This is a genomic window from Ruegeria sp. CDSB029, assembly GCF_059611125.1.
The window spans coordinates 1-19,903 of record NZ_JBXWOX010000007.1 but is presented as its reverse complement, the minus strand read 5'-3'; the positions used below and the strand labels follow the sequence as shown (position 1 = coordinate 19,903).

The window sequence follows — 19,903 nt, the reverse complement described above, 5'->3', positions numbered from 1 at the left end:
ATCAGGTAGTGTGACGTGCCCGAGCGCCGCGTTCGATCGCGGCGGCATGCAGGCGATCAATGCTCAGCTCGTAACGAATTTCTTCAAGCAGGCGCAGCTCGGATTCCGCCAACGAGCCGTCGGCGGCGGCCACATCACAGGCCAGCGCATAGGCGGTTTCGTTCAGCCGTTCGGGCAGGTTGTCACGGATCAGGCCGAACAGCGCATCCAGCCCGTCTTCTTGTTCAAACAGGTCAAACACAGTTTGCGAAACGCGGCGGGTTCGGTCGATGTCATACTCGGCAAAAACCGGCAGCATATTGACCGCGCCTTCGATCTTGACCAGCTCAGCGGTGCGGATGGTCTCATCAGACGCAGAGATCGCAACCATGATCGCAACAAGGCAATCCTGTGGGGACATTGGATGGGGTACTTGTTCGGTCATGGTGTCGTCCTGATTAGGCTTTCTGCGTCAGCACGATAGGTGGGCAAGCGGGCAGGTTCAACGGGTTTCGCTTCGGCGAGGCTAGAGAATGGGCAAAGGACCGCGCGTTTTGGTTTGCCGCAGTACAAAATTGCTGCGTGTGTCGCGCACAAGGCCGGATTTCAATAGTCGCTGCATAATGAAGTGCTCAAGTTCCTCTGGGGTTTTGGCGTAGACTTTCAGAATGAAATCATGATCTCCGGTGATCGAGGCACACTCGACGATCTGAGGTTCGGTTTCAATCAGGCGCAGGAACGCATTGATGCTGTCCTCTTGATGTTCGCGCAAAGCCACGTGGACATAGGCGATGGCGTTCAGCCCAACGGATTTGGCGCGCACCTGCGCTGTGTAGCCAGAGATTATATCAGTGGCCTCAAGGTCGCGCACTCGCCGCCAGCACTGCGACGCGGATAGCCCTGTGCGATCTGCTAGGTCCTGCATGGACTGGCGGCCATCCATTTGAAGCTCTTGCAAAATGGCGATGTCGGCAACTTGAAGCGTTTGTTTCATAAAAAATCACTCCGCGATATGTATTTGCCAAAACTTTCAGATTTATCTGCGACTATAAACCAATTTTCTCAATCCAAGGGGGTAAACTCTTCACAAGGAGAAAAAGTGATGCCCAAGTCGACCAAATATATCGCCAAGATCGCCGATGCGCGCGGCCATATCTCGTACACGTCAGAAGAGGATGCGGTTTGGGCCGACCTTTACGCAGCCCAAGAGGAAAATGTTCAGCGCTATATGGCGCAGGACTATCTGGACGGGTTGAAAAGACTGGATCTGCCCAAAACCACCGTGCCGTCTTGTGCCGATATCTCTGAACGGCTTCTGGATATGACCGGCTGGCGGGTCCAACCGGTGCCTGCGCTGATCGGGTTCAAGACTTTTTTCGGCATGCTGGCGGACAGGGTCTTTCCCGCCGCATCCTTTATCCGCTCGCGCGAAGATTTCGACTATATCGAAGAGCCTGACATCTTTCACGAGATTTTCGGTCATACGCCCCTGCTGAGCGATCCCCGCTTTGCGGCTTTCAGCCATGCCATTGGGAAGGCCGGGGTACAGGCCAGCGACAAGGATTACTCTTGGCTGATCCGACTGTACTGGTTCTCAATCGAATTTGGTCTGCGTCGTCAGGATGGTGAGATCAGGGCACTGGGCTCAGGGCTTGCGTCTTCGCCGACCGAGCTTGTCTATGCTGTCGAGAGCGATATCCCCGATCGGGACCCGTTCGACATTATGGCAATCCTGCGCACGCCCTATCGGATCGACATGCACCAAATGGGCTATTTCGTGTTAAACTCACCTGAGGAGTTGTTTGCAGCTGCCGAGCGCGACCTGTTGCAGGACGTGCGCAAAGCTCAATCCCTTGGATTGCTGCCGAACAAGTTTCCGGAAAAAGCAACCGCAGCGGAGTAAACGGATCATGACCACATCAGGAGAAACCTGCAGTCTGTCGGACCGTACTTGTGTGCCCTGTTCCGGCGGCGTCCCGGCTTTGACTCGCGATGAGGCCAACACCCATTTTGCGGAGCTCTCGTCCGACTGGCAACTGGACGTGGATGCAAAGATGCTGAGCCGGCACTTCAAGTTCAAAGGCTTTGCCAAGGCGACCTATCTTGCAAATCTCTGCGCTTGGTTGGCCGATCAGCAGGGGCACCATCCGGATGTCTGCTTCGGGTGGGGATATGTGGATGTCAAACTGACGACCCACGAAATCGGCGGCCTCAGCGAAAATGACTTTATCTGGGCTGCGAAACTGGACCAGTTGACAGCTTAAATCGTCCTTTCCATCAGGAAAAACAGCGCGCTTTATTGACTCATGCTGCACCGGCACAATAGGAGGGGTCGGTCGGTTGCATCGGGCGACCGACACTGTTTTTCCCGATGGAGCAAATCTGATGTCTGAACTGCGTGAAACCGCGATGTCGTCCAAGGCCTGGCCTTTTGAAGAGGCGCGCCGGTTGCTCAAACGCTATCAGAAAGGTGCTCCGGAAAAGGGATACGTGCTGTTTGAAACGGGCTATGGTCCCTCAGGTCTGCCGCATATCGGCACGTTTGGCGAAGTGGCGCGAACGACGATGGTCAAACGCGCGTTCGAGGCGCTGTCGGACATCCCGACGAAGCTGATCTGTTTCTCGGATGATTTGGACGGCATGCGCAAGGTGCCAACCAATGTGCCAAACCCCGAGATTCTGGAACAGCACTTGCAGCGCCCGCTGACCTCGGTGCCAGATCCCTTCGGCACGCATGACAGCTTTGGCGAACATAACAACGCGATGCTGCGCCGTTTTCTGGATACGTTTGGTTTCGAGTATGAATTCTACTCGGCCAAGGAATTCTACGAGTCCGGACGGTTTGACGAGATCCTGAAGCGTGCGGTTGAGCGTTATGACGAGATCATGGCGATCATGCTCAAAAGCCTGCGGGACGAACGTAAGCAGACCTATTCGATCTTCCTGCCGCTGCACCCCGAAAGCGGGCGGGTCATGTATGTGCCGATGAAAAAGGTCTGTGCTGAGACCTACACCGTGACCTTTGACGATGAGACCGGTAAAGAATGGACGGTTCCTGTCACAGGCGGCCACGTCAAGCTGCAGTGGAAGCCGGATTTCGGCGCGCGCTGGGCTGCGCTGGGCGTTGATTTCGAGATGTACGGCAAGGAACACGCCACGAACGAAAAGATCTATGACGCGATTTGCCGTGCGTTGGGCGGGCGTGCGCCCGAGCATTTCTCGTATGAGCTGTTCCTGGACGAAAACGGTCAGAAGATTTCCAAATCGTCGGGCAATGGTGTGTCGATTGATGAATGGCTGACCTATGCGCCGACGGAGTCGCTGGCATACTTCATGTATCAAAAGCCCAAGACGGCGAAGCGTATGCATTTTGACGTGATCCCGAAAGCTTACGACGAATACCACCAGCAATTGCGAGCCTATCCAGGGCAGGAGCTGAAAGCGCAGCTGAACAATCCCGTCTGGCATATTCACGGTGGGGACGTTCCGGAATCCACTCTGATCGTTCCGTTTGCGATGTTGTTGAATCTGGCGTCGGTTTCCGGGGCCGAGGACAAAGAGGCGCTGTGGGGCTTTATCCGTCGCTATGCACCCGAGGCCACGCCCGACACCCATCCTGATCTGGATCAGGCTGCGGGGTTTGCGGTGCGTTACTTCAACGATTTCGTCAAACCCACCCGCCAGCACCGCGCGCCGACCGATCAGGAACGCGAAGCGCTGGAGGCTCTGAAAGCCGCGCTTGAGGCGTACGATGGCCCGGTCGAGGACGAGTCGCTGCAATCGGTGGTGTATTCCATCGGGCGGGAACGGTTCGACCCGATGCGCGGCTGGTTCACTGCGCTTTATGAGGTGCTGCTGGGTGCCTCGCAGGGTCCACGCTTTGGCGGGTTTATTGCCCTTTACGGCGTGCCGGAAACCATCGCATTGATCGACAAGGCTTTGGCCGGGGATCTGGCCTGATTTGACCTGAAACCGCATGGGCCTACTCTTTCAACAGGAGGTGGCCCCATGCGTCGTTTACTACTTGCTGTTTCGCTCAGTGCCGGACTGGCCACGGGCGCGTTCGCCCAAAGTGCCGAGATCGAGGCAAATATTGCGGCGCAAATACAGGCGTTTAAGGCGGATGACTTTGTCACGGCCTTTACCTTTGCAAGTCCCAACATCCAGAACTTTTTTGGGACGCCCGAGAACTTCGGAGCCATGGTCCGCAATGGTTATCCCATGGTTTGGAGACCTGCCGAAGTTCGCTTTCTGGAACTGCGAGAGGTTGCTGGCGCATTGTGGCAGAAGGTCATGATTACGGATGGCAATGGGCAATTGCACGTTTTGGATTATCAGATGATTCAGCAGGAAAACGGCTGGAAGATCAATGGTGTGCAACTTCTGGGAAACTCAGATCCGGCCGCTTGATGCAACACCACCGTCACGGTGATATGAGCGGCGGTTAATCCCTATTCGGTACTCAGACTTTTGCGTTCGGGCAGCCCCGGACACTGGGTTTGTGCGCGCGGTGACCTGCTGCGCGCAATTGGGAAAGGGATTTCTATGAACAAGGCAATCACCGACGGCATCGTCTTCATGCCGCCTGCTTTTGCGAATGGTCTGAGCGTCTGGTCCAGAGGCGACGGGACACCGGGTTCGCCAACCTATAACGGGGCACCAAATGGGGCATTCGTTCCGGCAGACCCGGATTTCGGCGGCTGTCTGGAAATCCTGAAAGTGCAGGCCACGCAACAGCTTCGCTATATGGGACAGACGCCCCTGATCCCGGGATGCTATTTGCAAATTAAAGCACGTGTCAAAGCCATCAGCGGTCCCTTGCCGCAGGTTCGTATTGCGGCCTGGGCTGGCGGGGCAGGTGACCTGCAGGTAAACGGTGTGGTCGAACAGGGACCGGTCACGCAGCTATCGGGCTATGGCACCGTCCATGAAATCACAGCTATCGTTGGCAATGGTCAACGCTCGGGCGTCGACATGCCCTGGGGCGTTGCTGCGCTTTATGGGCATTTTGGCTTAAATATCGATGGTGCCAATGGTTCGGTCATTCGGGTCGATGATATCGAGATTACCGATGTCACCAGTATCTTCTTGCGCGAAATGATCAGCACTGTCGACGTGCGTGACTATGGTGCAATCGGCGATGGTGTGGTCGACGATTCCGTAGCGTTCGAAGCAGCGGATCAGGCGGCTGGCGGTCGCAGGATTTATGTCCCGAAAGGCACTTATTTTCTGGCGCAGAACACGTCGATGTCGTCCGAGATAGATTTCGAGGGCACTATCAACATGCCCGACGACAAGATGCTGTTGCTGACAAAGAATTTCGACCTACCGGCTTACATCGCAGCATTCGGGGACGAGGAGCTTGCGTTCAAAAAAGCGTTTCAGGCGTTGTTGAACAATTCGGATCATGAATCGCTGGATATGGGCGGGCGCAAAATCTCGGTCACAGCGCCAATTGACATGGCCGCTGCCGTTCCGAACCGGCAGGGCGGTTTTTCGACCCGGCGCATCGTCCGTAACGGGCAGTTCGATGTCAAAAGCAGCGCGGCCTGGGATACCGAGACCTTCACCTCGGTCGCAACCTACAACCCGGCGGATTCGACCAAGCTGACCAATGTGGAGAACATCGCCAACATTCCGGTTGGCGCGCTGGTGCAGGGCAATGGTGTTGGGCGTGAAATCTATGTGCGCTCCAAGGATGTCGGTGCCGGAGAGATCAGGCTGAATGACCCGCTCTTTGATGCGGCGGGGACGCAAACCTTCACGTTCCAGTCGTTCAAATACCTGTTGGACTTCAGCGGCTTCAGTACGTTGCGCAAATTTGGCATGGAAGAGATCGAATTTCAGTGCAACGGCCGCAGCAGTGCGATCCGGCTTGCGCCGTCTGGCAGTACCTTCGCGGTGACGAATTGCTTTATCAGCCGGCCCAAAGATCGCGGCATCAGCTCGCACGGGACCGGATGTCAGGGGATGCTGATCGACAATTGCCAGTTCCTGTCGACCGAAGAATCCTTCAACGTGTCCGACCGCAAATCCATCGCGTTGAATGCCAATGCAAACGATATCAAACTACGGCACAATCGCGCCGTGCGGTTTCTGCATTTTGCTGTGTTGGCCGGATCCAACAACCTGATCTTAGGCAACCACTTTTTCCAGGGTGACAGCATTCCGAAGGGTATCCGCAGTGCCGGGCTGATCATGACCGGGACTTATAACAGCTCGACCATTTCCGAAAATTATGTCGACAACTGCTTTGTCGAATGGACCAACGAGCGGGATGCAAACCCGGTCTACACAAGCGGATATTCCTTCAGTTCGATGACAATTTCGGACAACATCTTTTATGCCAGCGAAGTCGCGCCGTGGTTCAGTCAGATCGTCATTCGCCCTCATGGGGCCGGGCACTATCTGAACGGAGTGGTCGTGACCGGGAACAAATTCAGGTCAAGCAGCGGTCGTATCGACCGGGCCGACCGCGTCGATACCAGCTTTGCCGATCTGAACCATTCGGCGCATCTGAACGTGATTTTCGAAGACAACACGTTCAATGGCATCAACGCAAAGGTGGAAAACCCGTTGCGGATCCGACGCTCGCAACAATCGGCATCTTCGGTTTGGACCATTCCTGCTGACGGCCGGTTGCCCTTTGGCGGCAAGGCACGCGGATGCGATGCGGTTACGGTGTTGGGGCCGCTCAGAAATGCGGGCGGGCAGATCGTTCATGCCACGCCCTATGTCGAGCTAGAGCAGGGCGCAAATCAGGACACCATCCAAATGCGCTGGCCTTTGCCCGTCAGTGGGTCGGTGTCGGCCATCATGCGTATGGAATACTAAGCGGCCCCCATCACGGGCGTCTTAGAATGTATTCCAGATAGCCAGCCTGATGCCCGTATTCTTGCGGGCATCATTGCGTTCCAAGCCCAGAACCCATGTGGTGGGGCTGTCCTTGGTGCGGATCATGATTGAGGGCTTGATCCTCCAGTGCAGGGGGTGGTCGCTTTGGTACGCGGTTTCGATCTGCAGCAGGGGGTTAATAAGGCGCGGGGATGACAGGCCTGCAGTAAGGTCCAACTTGCGATATACCGCATCATGCGTTCGAAATTCCAGTGCAGCGTCAATGGCGATCCAGCCATTGCCCCAGCCGGTCTGAAACCCCTTGCCGTACGAGAGCGTGGCTTTGTACAAGGCCCAGGCTCGCATCTGGCGATGATGGGCACCGATTGCAATCTCGGCAGCAAAGCGCCCTGACTTTTCGAATTCGGCGACAGGCAAGCGGGCAAACACCAGAGCATGCCCATAAATGTCGCGGTGCTCTTCAACGTCCAGGCCAAGCGTTAGCTTCTCCCGCAACCCGTACTCGGCATAAAATGACCCTTTGTAGTCGTATCCGTAATCCGGTTCCTTAAACGCCGTTACGGCAGTCGATACAAAAGCTGCGCCCTTGTCCCGCAACCAAGCGCCAGACCAGGCTGGTGAGGCTGCCAACAACAAAATCAGAAGGATTGAAACCTGGCGCATGCGCGCAGCATCCGCCAGCATGGTTAACGGATCGTTAGGATTTGGCCGAATTCTGCAGGAATTCTATGCCGCTGAATGACAAAGGAAACACAAGACCTTTTCAAAACCTATGTTAAGTTTGAAACAGATAGAGGAGAATCCAGATGCCGAAGATTGCCAAAGACGCCAGCGTCCAGACAGTTATCACGACCTTTGAGATGACGCCCGGCACCTGCCAGGACTTGCTGGAAGCTCTGACGGACGCTTATGCGGAATTCATCTCGAAACAGCCCGGATTTGTCGCTGCGGGACTGCACGTGAATGACGCGCAGACGCGGATCGCGAACTATTCGCAATGGGAACGCCGCGAGGATTTTCTGGCCATGCTGCGCACCACGGAAATGCGAAACCGCAATCGGCAGATTAACGAGCTGTGCAAAAGTTTTGAGCCGGTGATGTATGAGGTGGCCGGGACTTTTGGTGGAGCCTGATCTGAATCAATGCCTAACAGCCTGAGATGGTGCAGGATTCAGGCGTGAAAACGGAGGTGCGCGTCATGTATCACAATATTCTTGTCCCCATTTCCTTTGATGCCGAAAGAGATATCTCGGGGCCGTTGAAGCTGGCCGAAATACTGGCGACATCGGATGCGCAGGTCACGTTGCTGCACGTGGTCGAACACATCCCGAGTTACGCCATTTCCTACATGCCGCCAGAGTATCTGGCCGAGGCACGCAAGGCGCTGCAGATGGAACTGGACGCGCTTGCCGAAAAACTGCCCAACGCCAATGGTGTTCTGGTCGAGGGTCATTCGGGCCGGACAATTCTTGATTGGGCGGTCGAACATAAGCCCGACCTGATCATCATGGCGTCTCACCGTCCCGGGATGCAGGATTTGTTGCTGGGTTCTACGACCAACCATGTGGTGCGCCATGCGGCCTGCGCCGTTCATGTGGTGCGCTGATCGGTCCAGATATCGGTTGGGGCAAGGCGCCATGCCTTGCCAAAGCCGCCGTTCAAAACGGCATCGGAAATGGTGAACGTGACAAACCCGAAATCGGTGAAGTCCGCATAAAGCTTGGCTTTGGGCCTCCGGCTCAGATACCGGGCGCGCAGCGCGGCGTGTTTCTCTGTCTTTCTGGCGACGAGCTGCGCGTTGGCATGCAGCGTCAGCCTTGGGTGCGTCAACGGATCGCCTGTATCACCGGGCTCACCAATCAACAGCGCACAGGCCGGATTGGTGGTCAGTGCCCGGGTATGGTCGGCCAGGGTTGAGATCAACGTGACCGGCCGCGCTCGATCATCCGTTGCAAGGGCTACGCGCGACACAGAAGGTAACGCCGTATCAGGGTGCAACACGGCCAGCGCGCCGAACGTCGCGTTTTCGATCAGGTCGCGGGCCATTTGGCAGGCTGTTTCATCAACCGGGCGATACGGGTCGGTTTTGGTCATCGGTATTTTAGCCTTGGGGGTACATCCGGATGCAACATTATCCGCATAGCGACCTATACGCGAGAGGGACATTCGGGTCTCGGTTTTGCCACAAATCCGGGTTAGGTGTCCGGTATGGCGCTCAATGATTCCGAGCAAGGCTCGAATAAGAAAAACTCAAGAGCCGCAGCGCGACATCGGCGCGCGGATGCGCAGCGCAGACGGGCGCTGTCGCCTTTTCGTATTATTATCATGATCCTTATGTTGCCCGCGACCACTGCGGCGATCGCGGTGGGTGTTTTTTTGCGGACATCAGAATTCGAAGGCCCCGATGCCCTGTTGCATCTGGTGGCCTTGGCTGGCTGCCAGGCCGCCGAAGCCTTGGTGCCGGGGCCGTACTGGGACGGTGAGCCGGGATACCACACGCGCAACGATACGGATGGAGATGGTGTGGCCTGCGGGGCGACGGCTCCTCAGTTCGCAATCCCCCAACCGGCTGCGGACCCTCAACCGGCTGCGACGGCGCCTCAACGGCAGGTGGGTTCGGCCAAGTTCGTCCGGCCCTGATCACCTCGATCCGAAACATTCGAATCTATGCTATAGTGCGCGTGACGCGCCGCTTCGGCCGTCAGTGGGGGATTTCGCCCTGAAAGGGAGGAAAGTCATGTTTGCACGTATTACGCAGTTCAAAATGAAGCCTGGCATGCGGGATGCTGCCGAGGCCAAAATGAATGAATTGAAAGATCAGATTATGGGCATGGAAGGCATGCACAGCTTTACCAATGTCATGAATGAAGACGGTACCGGATTTGTCGTCGCAGTTGTCCAAAGCGAGGAAACATCAAACGCGAACGCGTCCAAAGTGGCCAAACTTTGGGGACATTTTGCCGAGTTTCTCGAAGGTCCGCCGTCGCCTGCAGGGTATGACGTCGTGGTCCACTGGGACAAGGGATAATACCTCGCCCAGCGCTTGCCAAAACACACGCAATCGCCAAAATTGGGCTGATGACCCGCGATGAATTCAACAGCTTTTGTGCCAACCTCAAGGCCACCACCCATGTAGTGCAATGGGGCAATGCGGATGTATGGAAAGTGGGTGGCAAGGTCTTTGCGCTCTGTGGCTGGAATGACGGCAAGGATGCCTTCACCTTCAAGGCAACCGATCTGGCCTTTGAAGTGCTGGGGGGCGAACCCGGCATCCGCCCAGCGCCCTATCTGGCGTCGCGGGGTATGAAATGGCTACAGGTCTATGACGAACGCGGCATGAGCGATGCGTCGCTGCGCGAGCATATCGTGACGTCCTATGATCTGGTCGTGGCCAAGCTGACCAAGAAATTGCGGGCGGAATTGGGTGTTTAGCCCTTCATCGCCTGCAGCAATTCCAGCAGTTGTTTTCGGTCGCCGTCATCCGTGTAGTCACCGGTAGCCAGACGCTCGGCAATGCGCAGGCGCAGGCGTTCCTGCTGGGTGCGCACCTCTTCGCCTGCGGTCTCGGCCAGAGTTTTCATGATCATCGCCACCGCCTGTTGCCGCTTGGTAGTGGGGTTGGCGATATAGTCGACGAGGCTCTGTTGCCCGGAATCGAGGATGTTTTCGGCCAGATCACGCAGTTGATCGCCATTGGGCAGCAGCGGGGCGGGGGCGTCCGCGGGCGGTAGGATTTCCGGCACGCTGCGCGGGGTCTCGGCCAGAGCGTTTGCGCCGTCGACAAAGGCCTCGGTAATCATCCGCGTGATCTTGATGGCGCGCGGGTCCTTGAACAGGGCCGAGGCGATGGCCACGCCGTAATCCGTATAGACCCACGGATTGACCCGCCGCCCACCACGTCCTTTGGGTTTTGAGATCACATTCTGTGATTGCAAATCGGCGACCTCGGCATCGGTCAGCCGAAAGCGGTAGCCCTCGAACAGGTCCTTGTTGCGCGAGACGGCCTGATTGAAGGCGCTGACGGATTTTTCGTAGAACTGCGCCAGATCCTCGGCCAGCACCACGCGGGTGCCGCGCACCCGGTGAATGGCGCTTTGGACCTCTTGCGTGCTGGGCAGATTTTTGGGTTTCGTCATGGCAACCGATTGGAATCACAATTTGTGATTTCAAACGTGGAGGAATGCGCGCTGGGCTGCAAGTTTGAAGCGTGGGGGAGCGCGATGGATGTATCGGAAGCTCGGTCCACGGTTGCCTTAAGAACTATCCACTAAATTGCGTCGGCTTTGCTTGCAGTAGAACCTGGCCAATTCAGGATTGCCCCGACCAAACCGAGAGTCAGGCGGCAACGAAACCCAGTCCCGCTGCCTATAGCTCCAAAGATAGGGCCAGTCGCTAGAATCACATGCGTAACCATGGGGATTTCTGTTGTCCGAATAACCTTCTCTGGCGGATCGAAAAAAAGAGTATTGCTCGATGACTAGTAAGTCGGCTTCTTTTGCTTGTGACGCCATTCGCTCTTTCACAATTGAGTTCTCAATTGAGGCGGGTACAAAAACGGCCAAGATAGAACCTGCAAAAGTGACCAAAACTCGTGTAATCCTTGCGGTCATGAATACGAGAACCAGTGTTGCCATCAAGACTACTAGGGCGCCCACCAAAAAGTAGTTAAGGTTTGCGGCAACGAGATCTGGAAGCGCATAAAACCAGACGAAGGGCCACAAAAACAGTGTCAGTAGGTGCGAAAATGGATCGCCTATCGGGTTGCCAAAGCACAGTATTGCAGTAATTGAAAACGCAGATGCCAGCAAAAAAATGGATCGAACGATTGTCGGTTCTCGCTTCCCGGTAAAAACACTGAGCCATACCCAAATTGTTGTTATGCCTATGCTGAGCGCGAGAAGAAAAAACAGGCAGATGGCGACTATAGCACCCATGAGATCGAACAACTTTTAGTTAAATGTTTCGATTAAACAGCTCACAATTTGTTCGCTTTAGGGCTACTGCTTCCGCCGCTTCACATTCCCACCCCGCTGCCCCGGCCTGCCAGCCGTTGACCGTCCGCGCGATTTCACCGCGTCCTCCGAGGCTTTCTCGACCGCCCATTGGCGCGCCATGGGGTCGTCGGCGACGGCGAGGTCGACCGCTTCCAGACGTTTGATTTCATCCCGGATGTTGGCAGCCTCTTCGAATTCAAGGTTCTCGGCGGCTTTGCGCATCTGGTCGCGCAACCCGTCCAGATGGGCCTCGAGATTCGCGCCGTGCATCGGTTTGTCGATGGTGGCGGTGACGCGGTTCATGTCGACGTCGCCCTGATAGAGACCGGCCAGAACGTCCTCGACATTTTTCTTCACCGTCGCAGGCGTGATGCCGTTTTCCTCGTTATAGGCGATCTGTCTTGCGCGGCGGCGGTTGGTTTCGTTCAGGGCGCGCTCCATACTGCCGGTGACCTTGTCGGCATACATGATCACACGGCCATCGGCGTTCCGCGCGGCGCGACCGATGGTTTGAACCAGTGAGGTTTCGGATCGCAGGAAGCCTTCCTTGTCCGCGTCCAGAATGGCGACCAGCCCGCATTCGGGGATATCGAGCCCCTCGCGCAGCAGGTTGATGCCGATCAGCACGTCGAACGCCCCCAGACGCAGGTCGCGCAGGATTTCGATACGTTCCAGCGTGTCGATATCCGAGTGCATGTAGCGGACCTTGATGCCCTGTTCGTGCATGTATTCGGTCAGATCCTCGGCCATGCGTTTGGTCAGGGTGGTGACCAGCGTGCGATAGCCATCGGCGGCGACCTTGCGCACCTCGTCCAGTAGGTCGTCGACCTGCATGCCGACAGGGCGGATTTCGACCTCGGGGTCCAACAGGCCTGTTGGGCGGATCACCTGTTCGGTGAAGACACCGCCGGTCTGTTCGATCTCCCACTTCGCAGGCGTGGCGGAAACGAAGACAGATTGCGGGCGCATGGCGTCCCATTCCTCGAACTTGAGGGGGCGGTTGTCCATGCAGGACGGTAGGCGGAAGCCGTGTTCGGCCAGCGTGAACTTGCGCCGATAGTCGCCCCGATACATGCCGCCGATCTGCGGCACGGAGACGTGGGATTCGTCGGCGAAGACGATGGCATTGTCGGGGATGAATTCGAACAGCGTCGGGGGCGGCTCACCCGGTGCGCGGCCGGTCAGATAGCGCGAGTAGTTTTCGATCCCGTTGCAGACGCCAGTGGCCTCAAGCATTTCCAGATCGAAGTTGGTGCGCTGTTCCAGACGTTGGGCCTCCAGCAGCTTGCCCTCGCCCACCAGCTGATCCAGCCGGATGCGCAGTTCCTTTTTGATCCCAATGATCGCCTGGTTCATCGTCGGTTTCGGCGTCACGTAGTGCGAGTTCGCATAGACGCGCACCTGCTCCATCGACGCAGCACGTTCGCCGGTCAGCGGGTCGAATTCCGTAATGGTTTCCAGCTCCTCGCCGAAGAACGAGAACTTCCAGGCGCGATCCTCAAGGTGGGCAGGCCAGATTTCCAATGAATCGCCGCGCACGCGGAACGAGCCGCGCTGAAACGCCTGATCGTTACGGCGGTATTGCTGAGCCACCAAATCGGCCATGATCTGGCGCTGGTCGTATTCGTTGCCGACCTTCAGGTCCTGCGTCATCGCCCCGTAAGTTTCGACCGAGCCGATACCGTAGATGCACGAGACCGAGGCCACGATGATCACGTCATCGCGTTCCAGCAGCGCGCGGGTGGCCGAGTGGCGCATCCGGTCGATCTGTTCGTTGATCTGGGATTCTTTCTCGATATAGGTATCCGACCGCGCGACATAGGCCTCGGGCTGGTAATAGTCGTAGTAAGAGACGAAGTATTCGACCGAGTTTTCCGGGAAGAAGCTTTTGAATTCGCCATATAGCTGGGCCGCCAGCGTCTTGTTGGGCGCAAGGATGATCGCAGGGCGTTGGGTTTCTTCGATCACTTTGGCCATAGTGAACGTCTTACCGGTCCCCGTCGCGCCCAGCAGAACCTGTTCTCTTTCGCCGTCAAAGATACCGCTGGTCAGTTCCTTGATCGCAGTTGGCTGATCACCAGCAGGCGCGAACTCGGTATGCATGACGAACTGCTTGCCGCCTTCGAGTTTCAGGCGCGCGCGAACGTCATCAGCGGTCAGCTGTGTCTTGTCGGAATGGGCATAGGGCATAGGCAGGCTCCGGGTCAGGCCCTTACATTTGTTCTTATTTTGTCCAACTGCAAGGCCTGATCCGGTTCAGAAACTCAGTTTCAGTAATAGGCATACTGTGCATCGGGGATTTGAACCGATTGCACCTTGTCGGCCAGCGCTTTCAGATTGCTCTCCAGAACCCGGCCCATCATCGCCTTCATCAGCGTTTGACCCATCAGCCAGCCCAGCAGGCCATATTTCATCTGGTAATCCATGCTCCAGACGACTCGCGAATGGCCATTCGCGAGGGGTTCGATGGTGATGGCCGCATGTGCTTGGGTCAAAGGCATCGCCGGCATCTCTGACAAGCGTACGCGATAGCCTTTGTTGACTTGCCAATCGGTCACTTCCTCGACCAGCGAGGTGCCGTTTTCAAAGTGGCAACGCCGTTTCGACCCGACGCCGTTTTGCCCAGTCGTCAGCGCATCCACCGAGGCGACTTGTGGCGCGAATTCGTCGATATGCATGAAACGGCTTAGAATGGCCCAAACGGATTCGGGCCGGGCGTCGATTTCCAGGCTTTTTTCGTAGTGGATCATGTTGCTGTCCTCTTTGTGGGGTTGCGCGATCAATACAGGGCGCTGATGACAGTTTTTGACATCAGAACGTGCGCGGCCGCGACAATTCCGTTCTTGTCCCAGCGCACGCTCTGACGCATAAACAATCTCAGCCAATTGAGGACGGAGAGGCGACATGCGCGCACGGATTTACAAGCCTGCCAGGAACGCAATGACTTCGGGAATGGCCAAGACCCGCAAGTGGGTTCTGGAATACGCGCCCGCGTCGTCGCGTGAGGTTGATCCGCTGATGGGCTGGACATCTTCCGACGATACGCAAACTCAAGTGCGCCTGAAGTTCGACACCAAAGAAGAGGCCCTGGATTATGCCAAAGACAATGGCATCGAAGTCCAGGTTAGCGAACCGCACAAACGCAAACCCAACCTGCGTTCGCGCGGCTATGGTGAGAATTTCGCCACCGATCGGCGCGCGCCTTGGACCCACTGAATGATCGAAATCCATGAGGCCGACCCGACCTCGGACGCGCTGCGCCCATTGATCGAGGCGCATTTCGCCCATGGCGAAACTGCCGGACCTGCGGAAAGCAACCATACCATGGATGCACAGGCTCTGGCTACCGAGGGCATCAGGTTCTGGGCCATGTTTGACGACGGACAGCCCGTCGGCTGCGGAGCGTTAAAGGCGTTACCTGACGGAACGGCCGAGGTGAAATCTGTTCACATCGCTTTGCAGGCGCGTGGACGCGGTCTGGCGCGTCGGATGATGAACCACCTGACAGATGAGGCCCGTATCCAAGGGATGGTGGCTTTGGTTCTGGAAACAGGTGCGGAACATCTGCCGGAATACGCGGCCGCCCGTAAGCTGTATGAACGGCTTGGGTATTCCTATTGCGGTCCGATTTTTGGATATGAAAGCGACCCAAACAGCGCCTTTATGCGCTTGGCTCTTGAACCCCGGAAGTAAAAACAGCAAGAAGGGCCCAGCGGTCCCGTAGCTCAACTGGATAGAGCAGCTGACTTCTAATCAGCAGGTTGAGGGTTCGAGTCCTTCCGGGATCGCCAACCATTATCCCCATTCCCGGCACCATCGCCGCATCGATCGCCTGATCTAAGCCGCCTTTCGTGGGCAGCTATCAATGTAAACGTGGGAACCTTCTGCATCCAACGGACGCGCGATCCGCAAAATATCGCCGTTCGCACTACCCCGTCGAGCGAAACTCTGCCGTTTAAGGCTTGCGCGCGTTTTTTCGACTGCAGTTTGTGGAAATCTGAACGAGTTTGCTTCGACGATTGCGCTGAATCAGGGGATGGACGATGTCGCAAGCCAGCACGCTTGAGCGTGAAATGCTTAATTTGATCAATGCAGAACGTGCATCGCGTGGCCTTGATTCTGTGCAACTGGAACTCCGCTTGAACGCTTCGGCCGAAGAGCATAGCCAGTGGATGCTGGAATCCGGTAACTTCTCGCACACGGGTGAGGGTGGTAGCTCGGCCACCCAGCGTATGCGCGATGCGGGTTTTGTTTTGTCCGGATCTTGGGCGACTGCCGAGAACATAGCCTGGCAAAGTCAGGGCGGAGAGCCGGGGTTTTCAGACGATGTCGTCGATTTGCACAACGCGCTTTTGAACAGCCCCAATCACCGCGCAAACATCCTGAATCCGAACTTGGCATACATCGGCATCGGGATTGAGATTGGTTCATTTGGTGGCATTCCTGCCGTCGTTGTGACCCAGAATTTTGCCCGCACCACGGCGAGTGTCCAGTTGGACACTGGCGCAGGATCGGATGCCGGCGGTTCCGATCCGATACCGGTCGTTCCCGATCCGGGCGAACCGGCAGATCCGGTTTCGACATCTTCGCAAGAGAATCTGTCATTTGGCGACGGGGATACCCTTAGAGTGACGCCGGAAGAACTGGATCAAAGTGTTATCAGCGGGTTTGGAGTGGGCAAGTCCCTCGTCATCGAAGGGGTTGAGCTTAGTCGGCCCAACATTCGCTTGACCGATAATTCGAACGTTGAATTAGATGTTGATGGTGACGGTAGGACGGATCTGACGATTTCGTTGGACGGCGGGCAGTCGGGCGGCGACTTTTTTGCCATCACCAAGGATGGAAACACCGTGGTCAGCTATGCTAAATTTCTGCCTGACCTTGCGCCCGGGGTCCGCGTCGACAGCAGCGTGATCGACGGCATCGTGAACAAATCCTTTCTCGAAGGCGATGGCGCGACGGATTTTCGGATACAGATGGTCGACCTCGGAACAGCTGACTTCAACAATGTCCTGGGCGTTTATGATATTCTAAGTAACGGCGAAATCGCTAATGTGCGCCTGCTGTTTGAAAACGCCAATGAAGCGAATGGCGCGGTAGAGCTAAGTAATTTGGCGGACGGAAACCGTCTAGGGTTCTTCATCGTTCAGGATGGTGCAGGTTGGGCTAATTCACTTTCAGACAGCGATGACTTGAATTTTGTTGCCAGCAACGGTGGCATGGCAGACATGGACGACGAATTTGATTTTGTTTTGACGGTGAACGGAAACTCTGCTGGCGTGACCACGTTTCATGCCGAAAAGGCGGCCTTGAACAGTGACGATCAGCAACACGCGCTTTCGGGTGTCGTGTCGGGTGGCCAGTCAATGACCATCGGTTTCGAGGACTTGACGGGAGGGGGCGACTCCGATTTCGAGGATGTCGTGGTCGACGTAACCAGGCTTGAGGATGACGCGCTTTCGGTGGTTTAAGTCTAATTGCCGAGTGCACGCTGATTAACGTGTTGTAATTCACTTTTGGCCCATACCGGTTACTCGGCCAAGTTTAACTATGCTGCGGTCGTGTCCCGTATTCCGGACATTCGCAGCAACTGTGCAGTCCGCGGCGTGCTGAGCTCATAAAACACGCGGCTTGTCGGACTTTCCCGAACGCGGCCCAAATCACTGCCGCTCATGCGCGCAATCAGGTGGTATCATTTCCGCAAAAAAGCCCAGGACTTGAACATCTTAATTTGATCGGATCTGACTACTACTATTTTTTGGTGCTTGTAATTGCGCGCCAGTCTTCCGGTGGAGGCTTGTCTAACAGGCTTTGGGCACGGGCCATCATTGCGACTGAGGCGGGATCTCCATTTCGTTTTCGGTCTGCAACTCCAAATGCGGCAAGAGCCTCTTCAAACCGCCCTGCCCGGTAGTGCGCAAGGCCTTGTTCATAAGTCTCTATCCAAGCAAATGACCTGCCACGCCCATCTGCCATCGCTATCAGTTCGTAGACCACAAGCTCTTCAACGCGCCCAAATACGGTTAGCGTGTCCAATTCGCGCACCACGATTGTGTCGGCTGCCCTTTGTCTCGTTTCCGGTCCAATGAGGATCAGCGTGCCATAATCTTTGTTGGCTCCTTCCAACCGGCTGGCAACGTTAACAACATCGCCAATCGCGGTGTAGTTCAACCGCTGCTCTGATCCGATATTTCCGACCAAAGCCTCGCCACTGTTCAGTCCAATCCTGACACGTAACGGATTGCCGGCATCATCTTGAATTCCGGACACCTCCACTGCAGCGACAAGGTCCAATGCTGCGCGGCAAGCGTTTTCAGCGTGGTTCACATCCTTGCGCGGCGCCCCCCAAAACGCCATCACAGCATCACCCATGAATTTGTCGATCGTCCCACCATTGTGAGCGATAGCCGTCGAGGCCGCGCTGAAGAAGGGCTCCATCAGTTGGGCAATCTTGGGGCCAAGTTTCTCGGACAGCCCAGTGAAGCCCGTGACATCGCAGAACAAAACAGAGATCTGCTTCATCTCTCCGCCTGGCTGTATCTTGATACCTTCAGCAAGCAGCATGCGCACGAGATCCGTGGGTACGTATTTTCGGAATGCCGACAAACCAGCTGCCATGCTAGCAGTGGCCGCAGAAAGATTGGCAAGCTCAGACAGTTTGGACGGTCTGCGCTCAATTTGTTCGACGTCAAAGCGCTCAATCTTACCGAGGTCTTCGGCGATGCGGGCCAACGGATTTGCCACGACTTTGCGGATCAGCCAGATCGCTAATCCGGTTGCGACAACTACCACAATGATCAAAACGTAAATCAGATTGATCAGCGTCTCGTCGATCCCCGAAAGAAAGGCCGCTTCAGGTATGACTGTGGCAACGCGCCAGCCGTAAAACCCCAGGGGCGTCAGCGCCACCGCATAAGGCACGCCATCAATGACGACACGTTTCGTCAATGTACCAGAGGCATTTGCTTGTGGGTCAGCCAACAGCCTTTCGCCCGAGATCATTGCGACTTCATAAAGCTTGCCCTCGCCCATGCGCGCCGGAGTAACCTCATCCGCTTCGGCATCGGGGACCGCAATAACCTTTCCATCGGCATTCAAGATAAACGCCGCGCCAAATTCGCCGGGCGCAAGCGTGGCAAGAAACCGTGACAAACGATCCGTTTCGATCGCAACTGCCAAAACGCCTTGTCGCGCTCTATTGACGTCTATCGGACCGGCAAAGGCGTAAACGGTTCTGTCACTATCCGGAAGGTCGCGCGCTTCGATCCACCCAGAGGAATTGAGGCCCATGAAGTTTTTAAACCAGGCGTGTTCGCGCGGATCATAAGATGTTTCAGTAAAGGTCCGCTCTTCGAACTGTATGTCACCGGGAATGAAGATGTAGCGGTCTTTCCGCAGCATCCGGTCGCGGATTCCCTCATCGATTTCAATCATCTCAAGCCCACCGTCACCCAGGCGATGTGACGCAAAAAAATTTCCATCAGGCCAACCGAAGAACATCCATGAGATATTCGGCTGCGCCTGCAATTGTGACAGGAAAACAAACTCCCGCTTGTCGGCCTGTCGCGTCGTGATGACGTTCTGAACAAAGATCGTACGTACGGCCGCCCAGGCGGCTTCGGCCGACCTGAGTGTCACACCCACCTCGATACGGACAGTGTTTGCGATCTGGCCGTTGATTTCTGCCGCAAGCATGCGGCTATTGTCGCGCGCGGTCGTCCACCACAGGGAATGGACAATAAACGTCGACACTCCGATAGACACAGCCACCAGAATTGACACCGCAATGCCTACACTAAATCGCAATTAAATCTCCGCCGAAAAGCTACTTGTTTCAGTATTGAATTGAGACAGCTAAGAGAGCAAAGTTTTCTTAAACCCAGACCCGAAATCTCACGCAACTGTTAGGCGGAAGCAAAGGACTCTGTTGAAGCGAGCGCCTTAACACTAAATGCCGTATCTAACCTTCGTAAATTTGCCAGACGATTCGCACTGTTGTGTCTGACGTCAGCGCCTACCGGACAGATTTGGGGTTTGAGCAACGGAGGATTTCTGGTTCATCGAAGCCGTTAAGG

General features: G+C 56.0%; 21 protein-coding genes and 1 tRNA gene. 14 read left to right on the top strand and 8 right to left on the bottom strand.

Going from position 1 to position 19,903, the window contains the following annotated elements; all coding sequences use genetic code 11:
- Position 1: 1 nt before the first annotated feature.
- Positions 2-424 carry a tellurite resistance TerB family protein gene (locus AC2FI8_RS10160; protein ID WP_058273455.1) on the bottom strand — a complete coding sequence of 141 codons (423 nt, stop codon included), beginning with the start codon at positions 422-424 and terminating at the stop codon, positions 2-4.
- 81 nt (positions 425-505) lie between these two features.
- Positions 506-973 carry an Lrp/AsnC family transcriptional regulator gene (locus AC2FI8_RS10155; RefSeq protein ID WP_496767400.1) on the bottom strand — a complete coding sequence of 156 codons (468 nt, stop codon included), beginning with the start codon at positions 971-973 and terminating at the stop codon, positions 506-508.
- Between the two features lie 108 nt (positions 974-1,081).
- Here AC2FI8_RS10155 and phhA point away from each other — a divergent pair, with 108 nt between their 5' ends.
- From phhA to AC2FI8_RS10130, 5 genes are all read left to right on the top strand, one after another.
- On the top strand, positions 1,082-1,882 hold the full coding sequence (gene phhA, locus AC2FI8_RS10150; RefSeq protein WP_496778858.1) for a phenylalanine 4-monooxygenase: 801 nt from the start codon (positions 1,082-1,084) through the stop codon (positions 1,880-1,882).
- A 7-nt stretch (positions 1,883-1,889) separates the two neighbouring features.
- On the top strand, positions 1,890-2,243 hold the full coding sequence (locus AC2FI8_RS10145) for a 4a-hydroxytetrahydrobiopterin dehydratase (protein WP_496725901.1): 354 nt from the start codon (positions 1,890-1,892) through the stop codon (positions 2,241-2,243).
- A gap of 121 nt (positions 2,244-2,364) precedes the next feature.
- On the top strand, positions 2,365-3,939 hold the full coding sequence (locus tag AC2FI8_RS10140; RefSeq protein ID WP_496778856.1) for a lysine--tRNA ligase: 1,575 nt from the start codon (positions 2,365-2,367) through the stop codon (positions 3,937-3,939).
- Positions 3,940-3,987: 48 nt separating this feature from the next.
- Complete coding sequence (locus tag AC2FI8_RS10135) at positions 3,988-4,389, top strand: DUF4864 domain-containing protein (RefSeq protein WP_496778854.1); 402 nt, start codon at positions 3,988-3,990, stop codon at positions 4,387-4,389.
- 135 nt (positions 4,390-4,524) lie between these two features.
- Positions 4,525-6,813, top strand: a complete 2,289-nt coding sequence (locus AC2FI8_RS10130) for a glycosyl hydrolase family 28-related protein (RefSeq protein ID WP_496778852.1) — start codon at positions 4,525-4,527, stop codon at positions 6,811-6,813.
- 21 nt (positions 6,814-6,834) lie between these two features.
- Here AC2FI8_RS10130 and AC2FI8_RS10125 read toward each other — a convergent pair whose 3' ends face one another.
- On the bottom strand, positions 6,835-7,497 hold the full coding sequence (locus AC2FI8_RS10125; RefSeq protein ID WP_496778850.1) for a hypothetical protein: 663 nt from the start codon (positions 7,495-7,497) through the stop codon (positions 6,835-6,837).
- A 143-nt stretch (positions 7,498-7,640) separates the two neighbouring features.
- Here AC2FI8_RS10125 and AC2FI8_RS10120 point away from each other — a divergent pair, with 143 nt between their 5' ends.
- The gene (locus AC2FI8_RS10120) at positions 7,641-7,967 is read left to right on the top strand and encodes an antibiotic biosynthesis monooxygenase family protein (RefSeq protein WP_058278712.1); all 327 of its coding nucleotides are present in this window, start codon (positions 7,641-7,643) and stop codon (positions 7,965-7,967) included.
- Between the two features lie 65 nt (positions 7,968-8,032).
- Positions 8,033-8,440, top strand: a complete 408-nt coding sequence (locus AC2FI8_RS10115; RefSeq protein ID WP_496725906.1) for a universal stress protein — start codon at positions 8,033-8,035, stop codon at positions 8,438-8,440.
- Here the strand turns inward: AC2FI8_RS10115 and AC2FI8_RS10110 are convergent.
- Entirely contained in the window at positions 8,425-8,928 is a 504-nt protein-coding gene (locus AC2FI8_RS10110; RefSeq protein WP_496778848.1) for a HugZ family pyridoxamine 5'-phosphate oxidase, read from the bottom strand. The two genes, AC2FI8_RS10115 and AC2FI8_RS10110, sit on opposite strands and share 16 nt — an antisense overlap.
- Positions 8,929-9,042: 114 nt before the next feature.
- On the opposite strand from AC2FI8_RS10110, the gene AC2FI8_RS10105 reads away from it, so the two are divergent.
- The 3 genes from AC2FI8_RS10105 (at position 9,043) to AC2FI8_RS10095 (ending at position 10,266) form a co-directional block, all read left to right on the top strand.
- The gene (locus AC2FI8_RS10105; RefSeq protein ID WP_496767385.1) at positions 9,043-9,474 is read left to right on the top strand and encodes an excalibur calcium-binding domain-containing protein; all 432 of its coding nucleotides are present in this window, start codon (positions 9,043-9,045) and stop codon (positions 9,472-9,474) included.
- Positions 9,475-9,571: 97 nt separating this feature from the next.
- Positions 9,572-9,862, top strand: coding sequence for an antibiotic biosynthesis monooxygenase family protein (locus tag AC2FI8_RS10100; RefSeq protein ID WP_170414756.1), 291 nt, complete (start codon positions 9,572-9,574; stop codon positions 9,860-9,862).
- 50 nt (positions 9,863-9,912) lie between these two features.
- Positions 9,913-10,266: an MmcQ/YjbR family DNA-binding protein gene (locus AC2FI8_RS10095; protein WP_496725909.1), complete on the top strand. Its 354-nt coding sequence runs from the start codon at positions 9,913-9,915 to the stop codon at positions 10,264-10,266.
- Here AC2FI8_RS10095 and AC2FI8_RS10090 read toward each other — a convergent pair.
- The 3 genes from AC2FI8_RS10090 to AC2FI8_RS10080 form a co-directional block, all read right to left on the bottom strand.
- Positions 10,263-10,970, bottom strand: a complete 708-nt coding sequence (locus AC2FI8_RS10090; RefSeq protein ID WP_496778846.1) for an ORF6N domain-containing protein — start codon at positions 10,968-10,970, stop codon at positions 10,263-10,265. The genes AC2FI8_RS10095 and AC2FI8_RS10090 overlap by 4 nt on opposite strands.
- Positions 10,971-11,831: 861 nt before the next feature.
- Positions 11,832-14,018 (bottom strand): excinuclease ABC subunit UvrB, encoded by a 2,187-nt coding sequence (uvrB, locus tag AC2FI8_RS10085; protein ID WP_496778844.1) that lies wholly within the window; start codon positions 14,016-14,018, stop codon positions 11,832-11,834.
- A gap of 80 nt (positions 14,019-14,098) precedes the next feature.
- Entirely contained in the window at positions 14,099-14,578 is a 480-nt protein-coding gene (locus tag AC2FI8_RS10080; RefSeq protein WP_496767374.1) for an SRPBCC family protein, read from the bottom strand.
- A 154-nt stretch (positions 14,579-14,732) separates the two neighbouring features.
- On the opposite strand from AC2FI8_RS10080, the gene AC2FI8_RS10075 reads away from it, so the two are divergent.
- The 4 genes from AC2FI8_RS10075 (at position 14,733) to AC2FI8_RS10060 (ending at position 17,299) form a co-directional block, all read left to right on the top strand.
- On the top strand, positions 14,733-15,044 hold the full coding sequence (locus AC2FI8_RS10075; RefSeq protein WP_109312827.1) for an ETC complex I subunit: 312 nt from the start codon (positions 14,733-14,735) through the stop codon (positions 15,042-15,044).
- A complete protein-coding gene (locus AC2FI8_RS10070) occupies positions 15,045-15,521 on the top strand; it encodes a GNAT family N-acetyltransferase (protein WP_496778842.1) in 477 nt (158 codons plus the stop codon). It begins immediately after the preceding gene.
- Between the two features lie 21 nt (positions 15,522-15,542).
- A tRNA-Arg gene (locus AC2FI8_RS10065) sits at positions 15,543-15,619 on the top strand.
- A 252-nt stretch (positions 15,620-15,871) separates the two neighbouring features.
- Complete coding sequence (locus AC2FI8_RS10060) at positions 15,872-17,299, top strand: CAP domain-containing protein (protein WP_496778840.1); 1,428 nt, start codon at positions 15,872-15,874, stop codon at positions 17,297-17,299.
- A 280-nt stretch (positions 17,300-17,579) separates the two neighbouring features.
- On the opposite strand, the gene AC2FI8_RS10055 is transcribed toward AC2FI8_RS10060, so the two are convergent.
- Positions 17,580-19,634: an adenylate/guanylate cyclase domain-containing protein gene (locus tag AC2FI8_RS10055; RefSeq protein ID WP_496778838.1), complete on the bottom strand. Its 2,055-nt coding sequence runs from the start codon at positions 19,632-19,634 to the stop codon at positions 17,580-17,582.
- Between the last annotated feature and the right edge of the window lie 269 nt (positions 19,635-19,903).

Bases quoted from the DNA above. Each gene is read 5' to 3' on its own strand.
- uvrB (WP_496778844.1), bottom strand. From the start codon at position 14,018: ATGCCCTATGCCCATTCCGACAAGACACAGCTGACCGCTGATGACGTT.
- AC2FI8_RS10095 (WP_496725909.1), top strand. From the start codon at position 9,913: ATGACCCGCGATGAATTCAACAGCTTTTGTGCCAACCTCAAGGCCACC.
- AC2FI8_RS10060 (WP_496778840.1), top strand. From the start codon at position 15,872: ATGTCGCAAGCCAGCACGCTTGAGCGTGAAATGCTTAATTTGATCAAT.
- AC2FI8_RS10160 (WP_058273455.1), bottom strand. From the start codon at position 424: ATGACCGAACAAGTACCCCATCCAATGTCCCCACAGGATTGCCTTGTT.
- AC2FI8_RS10090 (WP_496778846.1), bottom strand. From the start codon at position 10,970: ATGACGAAACCCAAAAATCTGCCCAGCACGCAAGAGGTCCAAAGCGCC.
- AC2FI8_RS10070 (WP_496778842.1), top strand. From the start codon at position 15,045: ATGATCGAAATCCATGAGGCCGACCCGACCTCGGACGCGCTGCGCCCA.
- AC2FI8_RS10155 (WP_496767400.1), bottom strand. From the start codon at position 973: ATGAAACAAACGCTTCAAGTTGCCGACATCGCCATTTTGCAAGAGCTT.
- AC2FI8_RS10145 (WP_496725901.1), top strand. From the start codon at position 1,890: ATGACCACATCAGGAGAAACCTGCAGTCTGTCGGACCGTACTTGTGTG.
- AC2FI8_RS10125 (WP_496778850.1), bottom strand. From the start codon at position 7,497: ATGCGCCAGGTTTCAATCCTTCTGATTTTGTTGTTGGCAGCCTCACCA.
- phhA (WP_496778858.1), top strand. From the start codon at position 1,082: ATGCCCAAGTCGACCAAATATATCGCCAAGATCGCCGATGCGCGCGGC.
- AC2FI8_RS10135 (WP_496778854.1), top strand. From the start codon at position 3,988: ATGCGTCGTTTACTACTTGCTGTTTCGCTCAGTGCCGGACTGGCCACG.
- AC2FI8_RS10120 (WP_058278712.1), top strand. From the start codon at position 7,641: ATGCCGAAGATTGCCAAAGACGCCAGCGTCCAGACAGTTATCACGACC.
- AC2FI8_RS10115 (WP_496725906.1), top strand. From the start codon at position 8,033: ATGTATCACAATATTCTTGTCCCCATTTCCTTTGATGCCGAAAGAGAT.
- AC2FI8_RS10140 (WP_496778856.1), top strand. From the start codon at position 2,365: ATGTCTGAACTGCGTGAAACCGCGATGTCGTCCAAGGCCTGGCCTTTT.
- AC2FI8_RS10105 (WP_496767385.1), top strand. From the start codon at position 9,043: ATGGCGCTCAATGATTCCGAGCAAGGCTCGAATAAGAAAAACTCAAGA.
- AC2FI8_RS10075 (WP_109312827.1), top strand. From the start codon at position 14,733: ATGCGCGCACGGATTTACAAGCCTGCCAGGAACGCAATGACTTCGGGA.
- AC2FI8_RS10130 (WP_496778852.1), top strand. From the start codon at position 4,525: ATGAACAAGGCAATCACCGACGGCATCGTCTTCATGCCGCCTGCTTTT.
- AC2FI8_RS10080 (WP_496767374.1), bottom strand. From the start codon at position 14,578: ATGATCCACTACGAAAAAAGCCTGGAAATCGACGCCCGGCCCGAATCC.
- AC2FI8_RS10100 (WP_170414756.1), top strand. From the start codon at position 9,572: ATGTTTGCACGTATTACGCAGTTCAAAATGAAGCCTGGCATGCGGGAT.
- AC2FI8_RS10110 (WP_496778848.1), bottom strand. From the start codon at position 8,928: ATGACCAAAACCGACCCGTATCGCCCGGTTGATGAAACAGCCTGCCAA.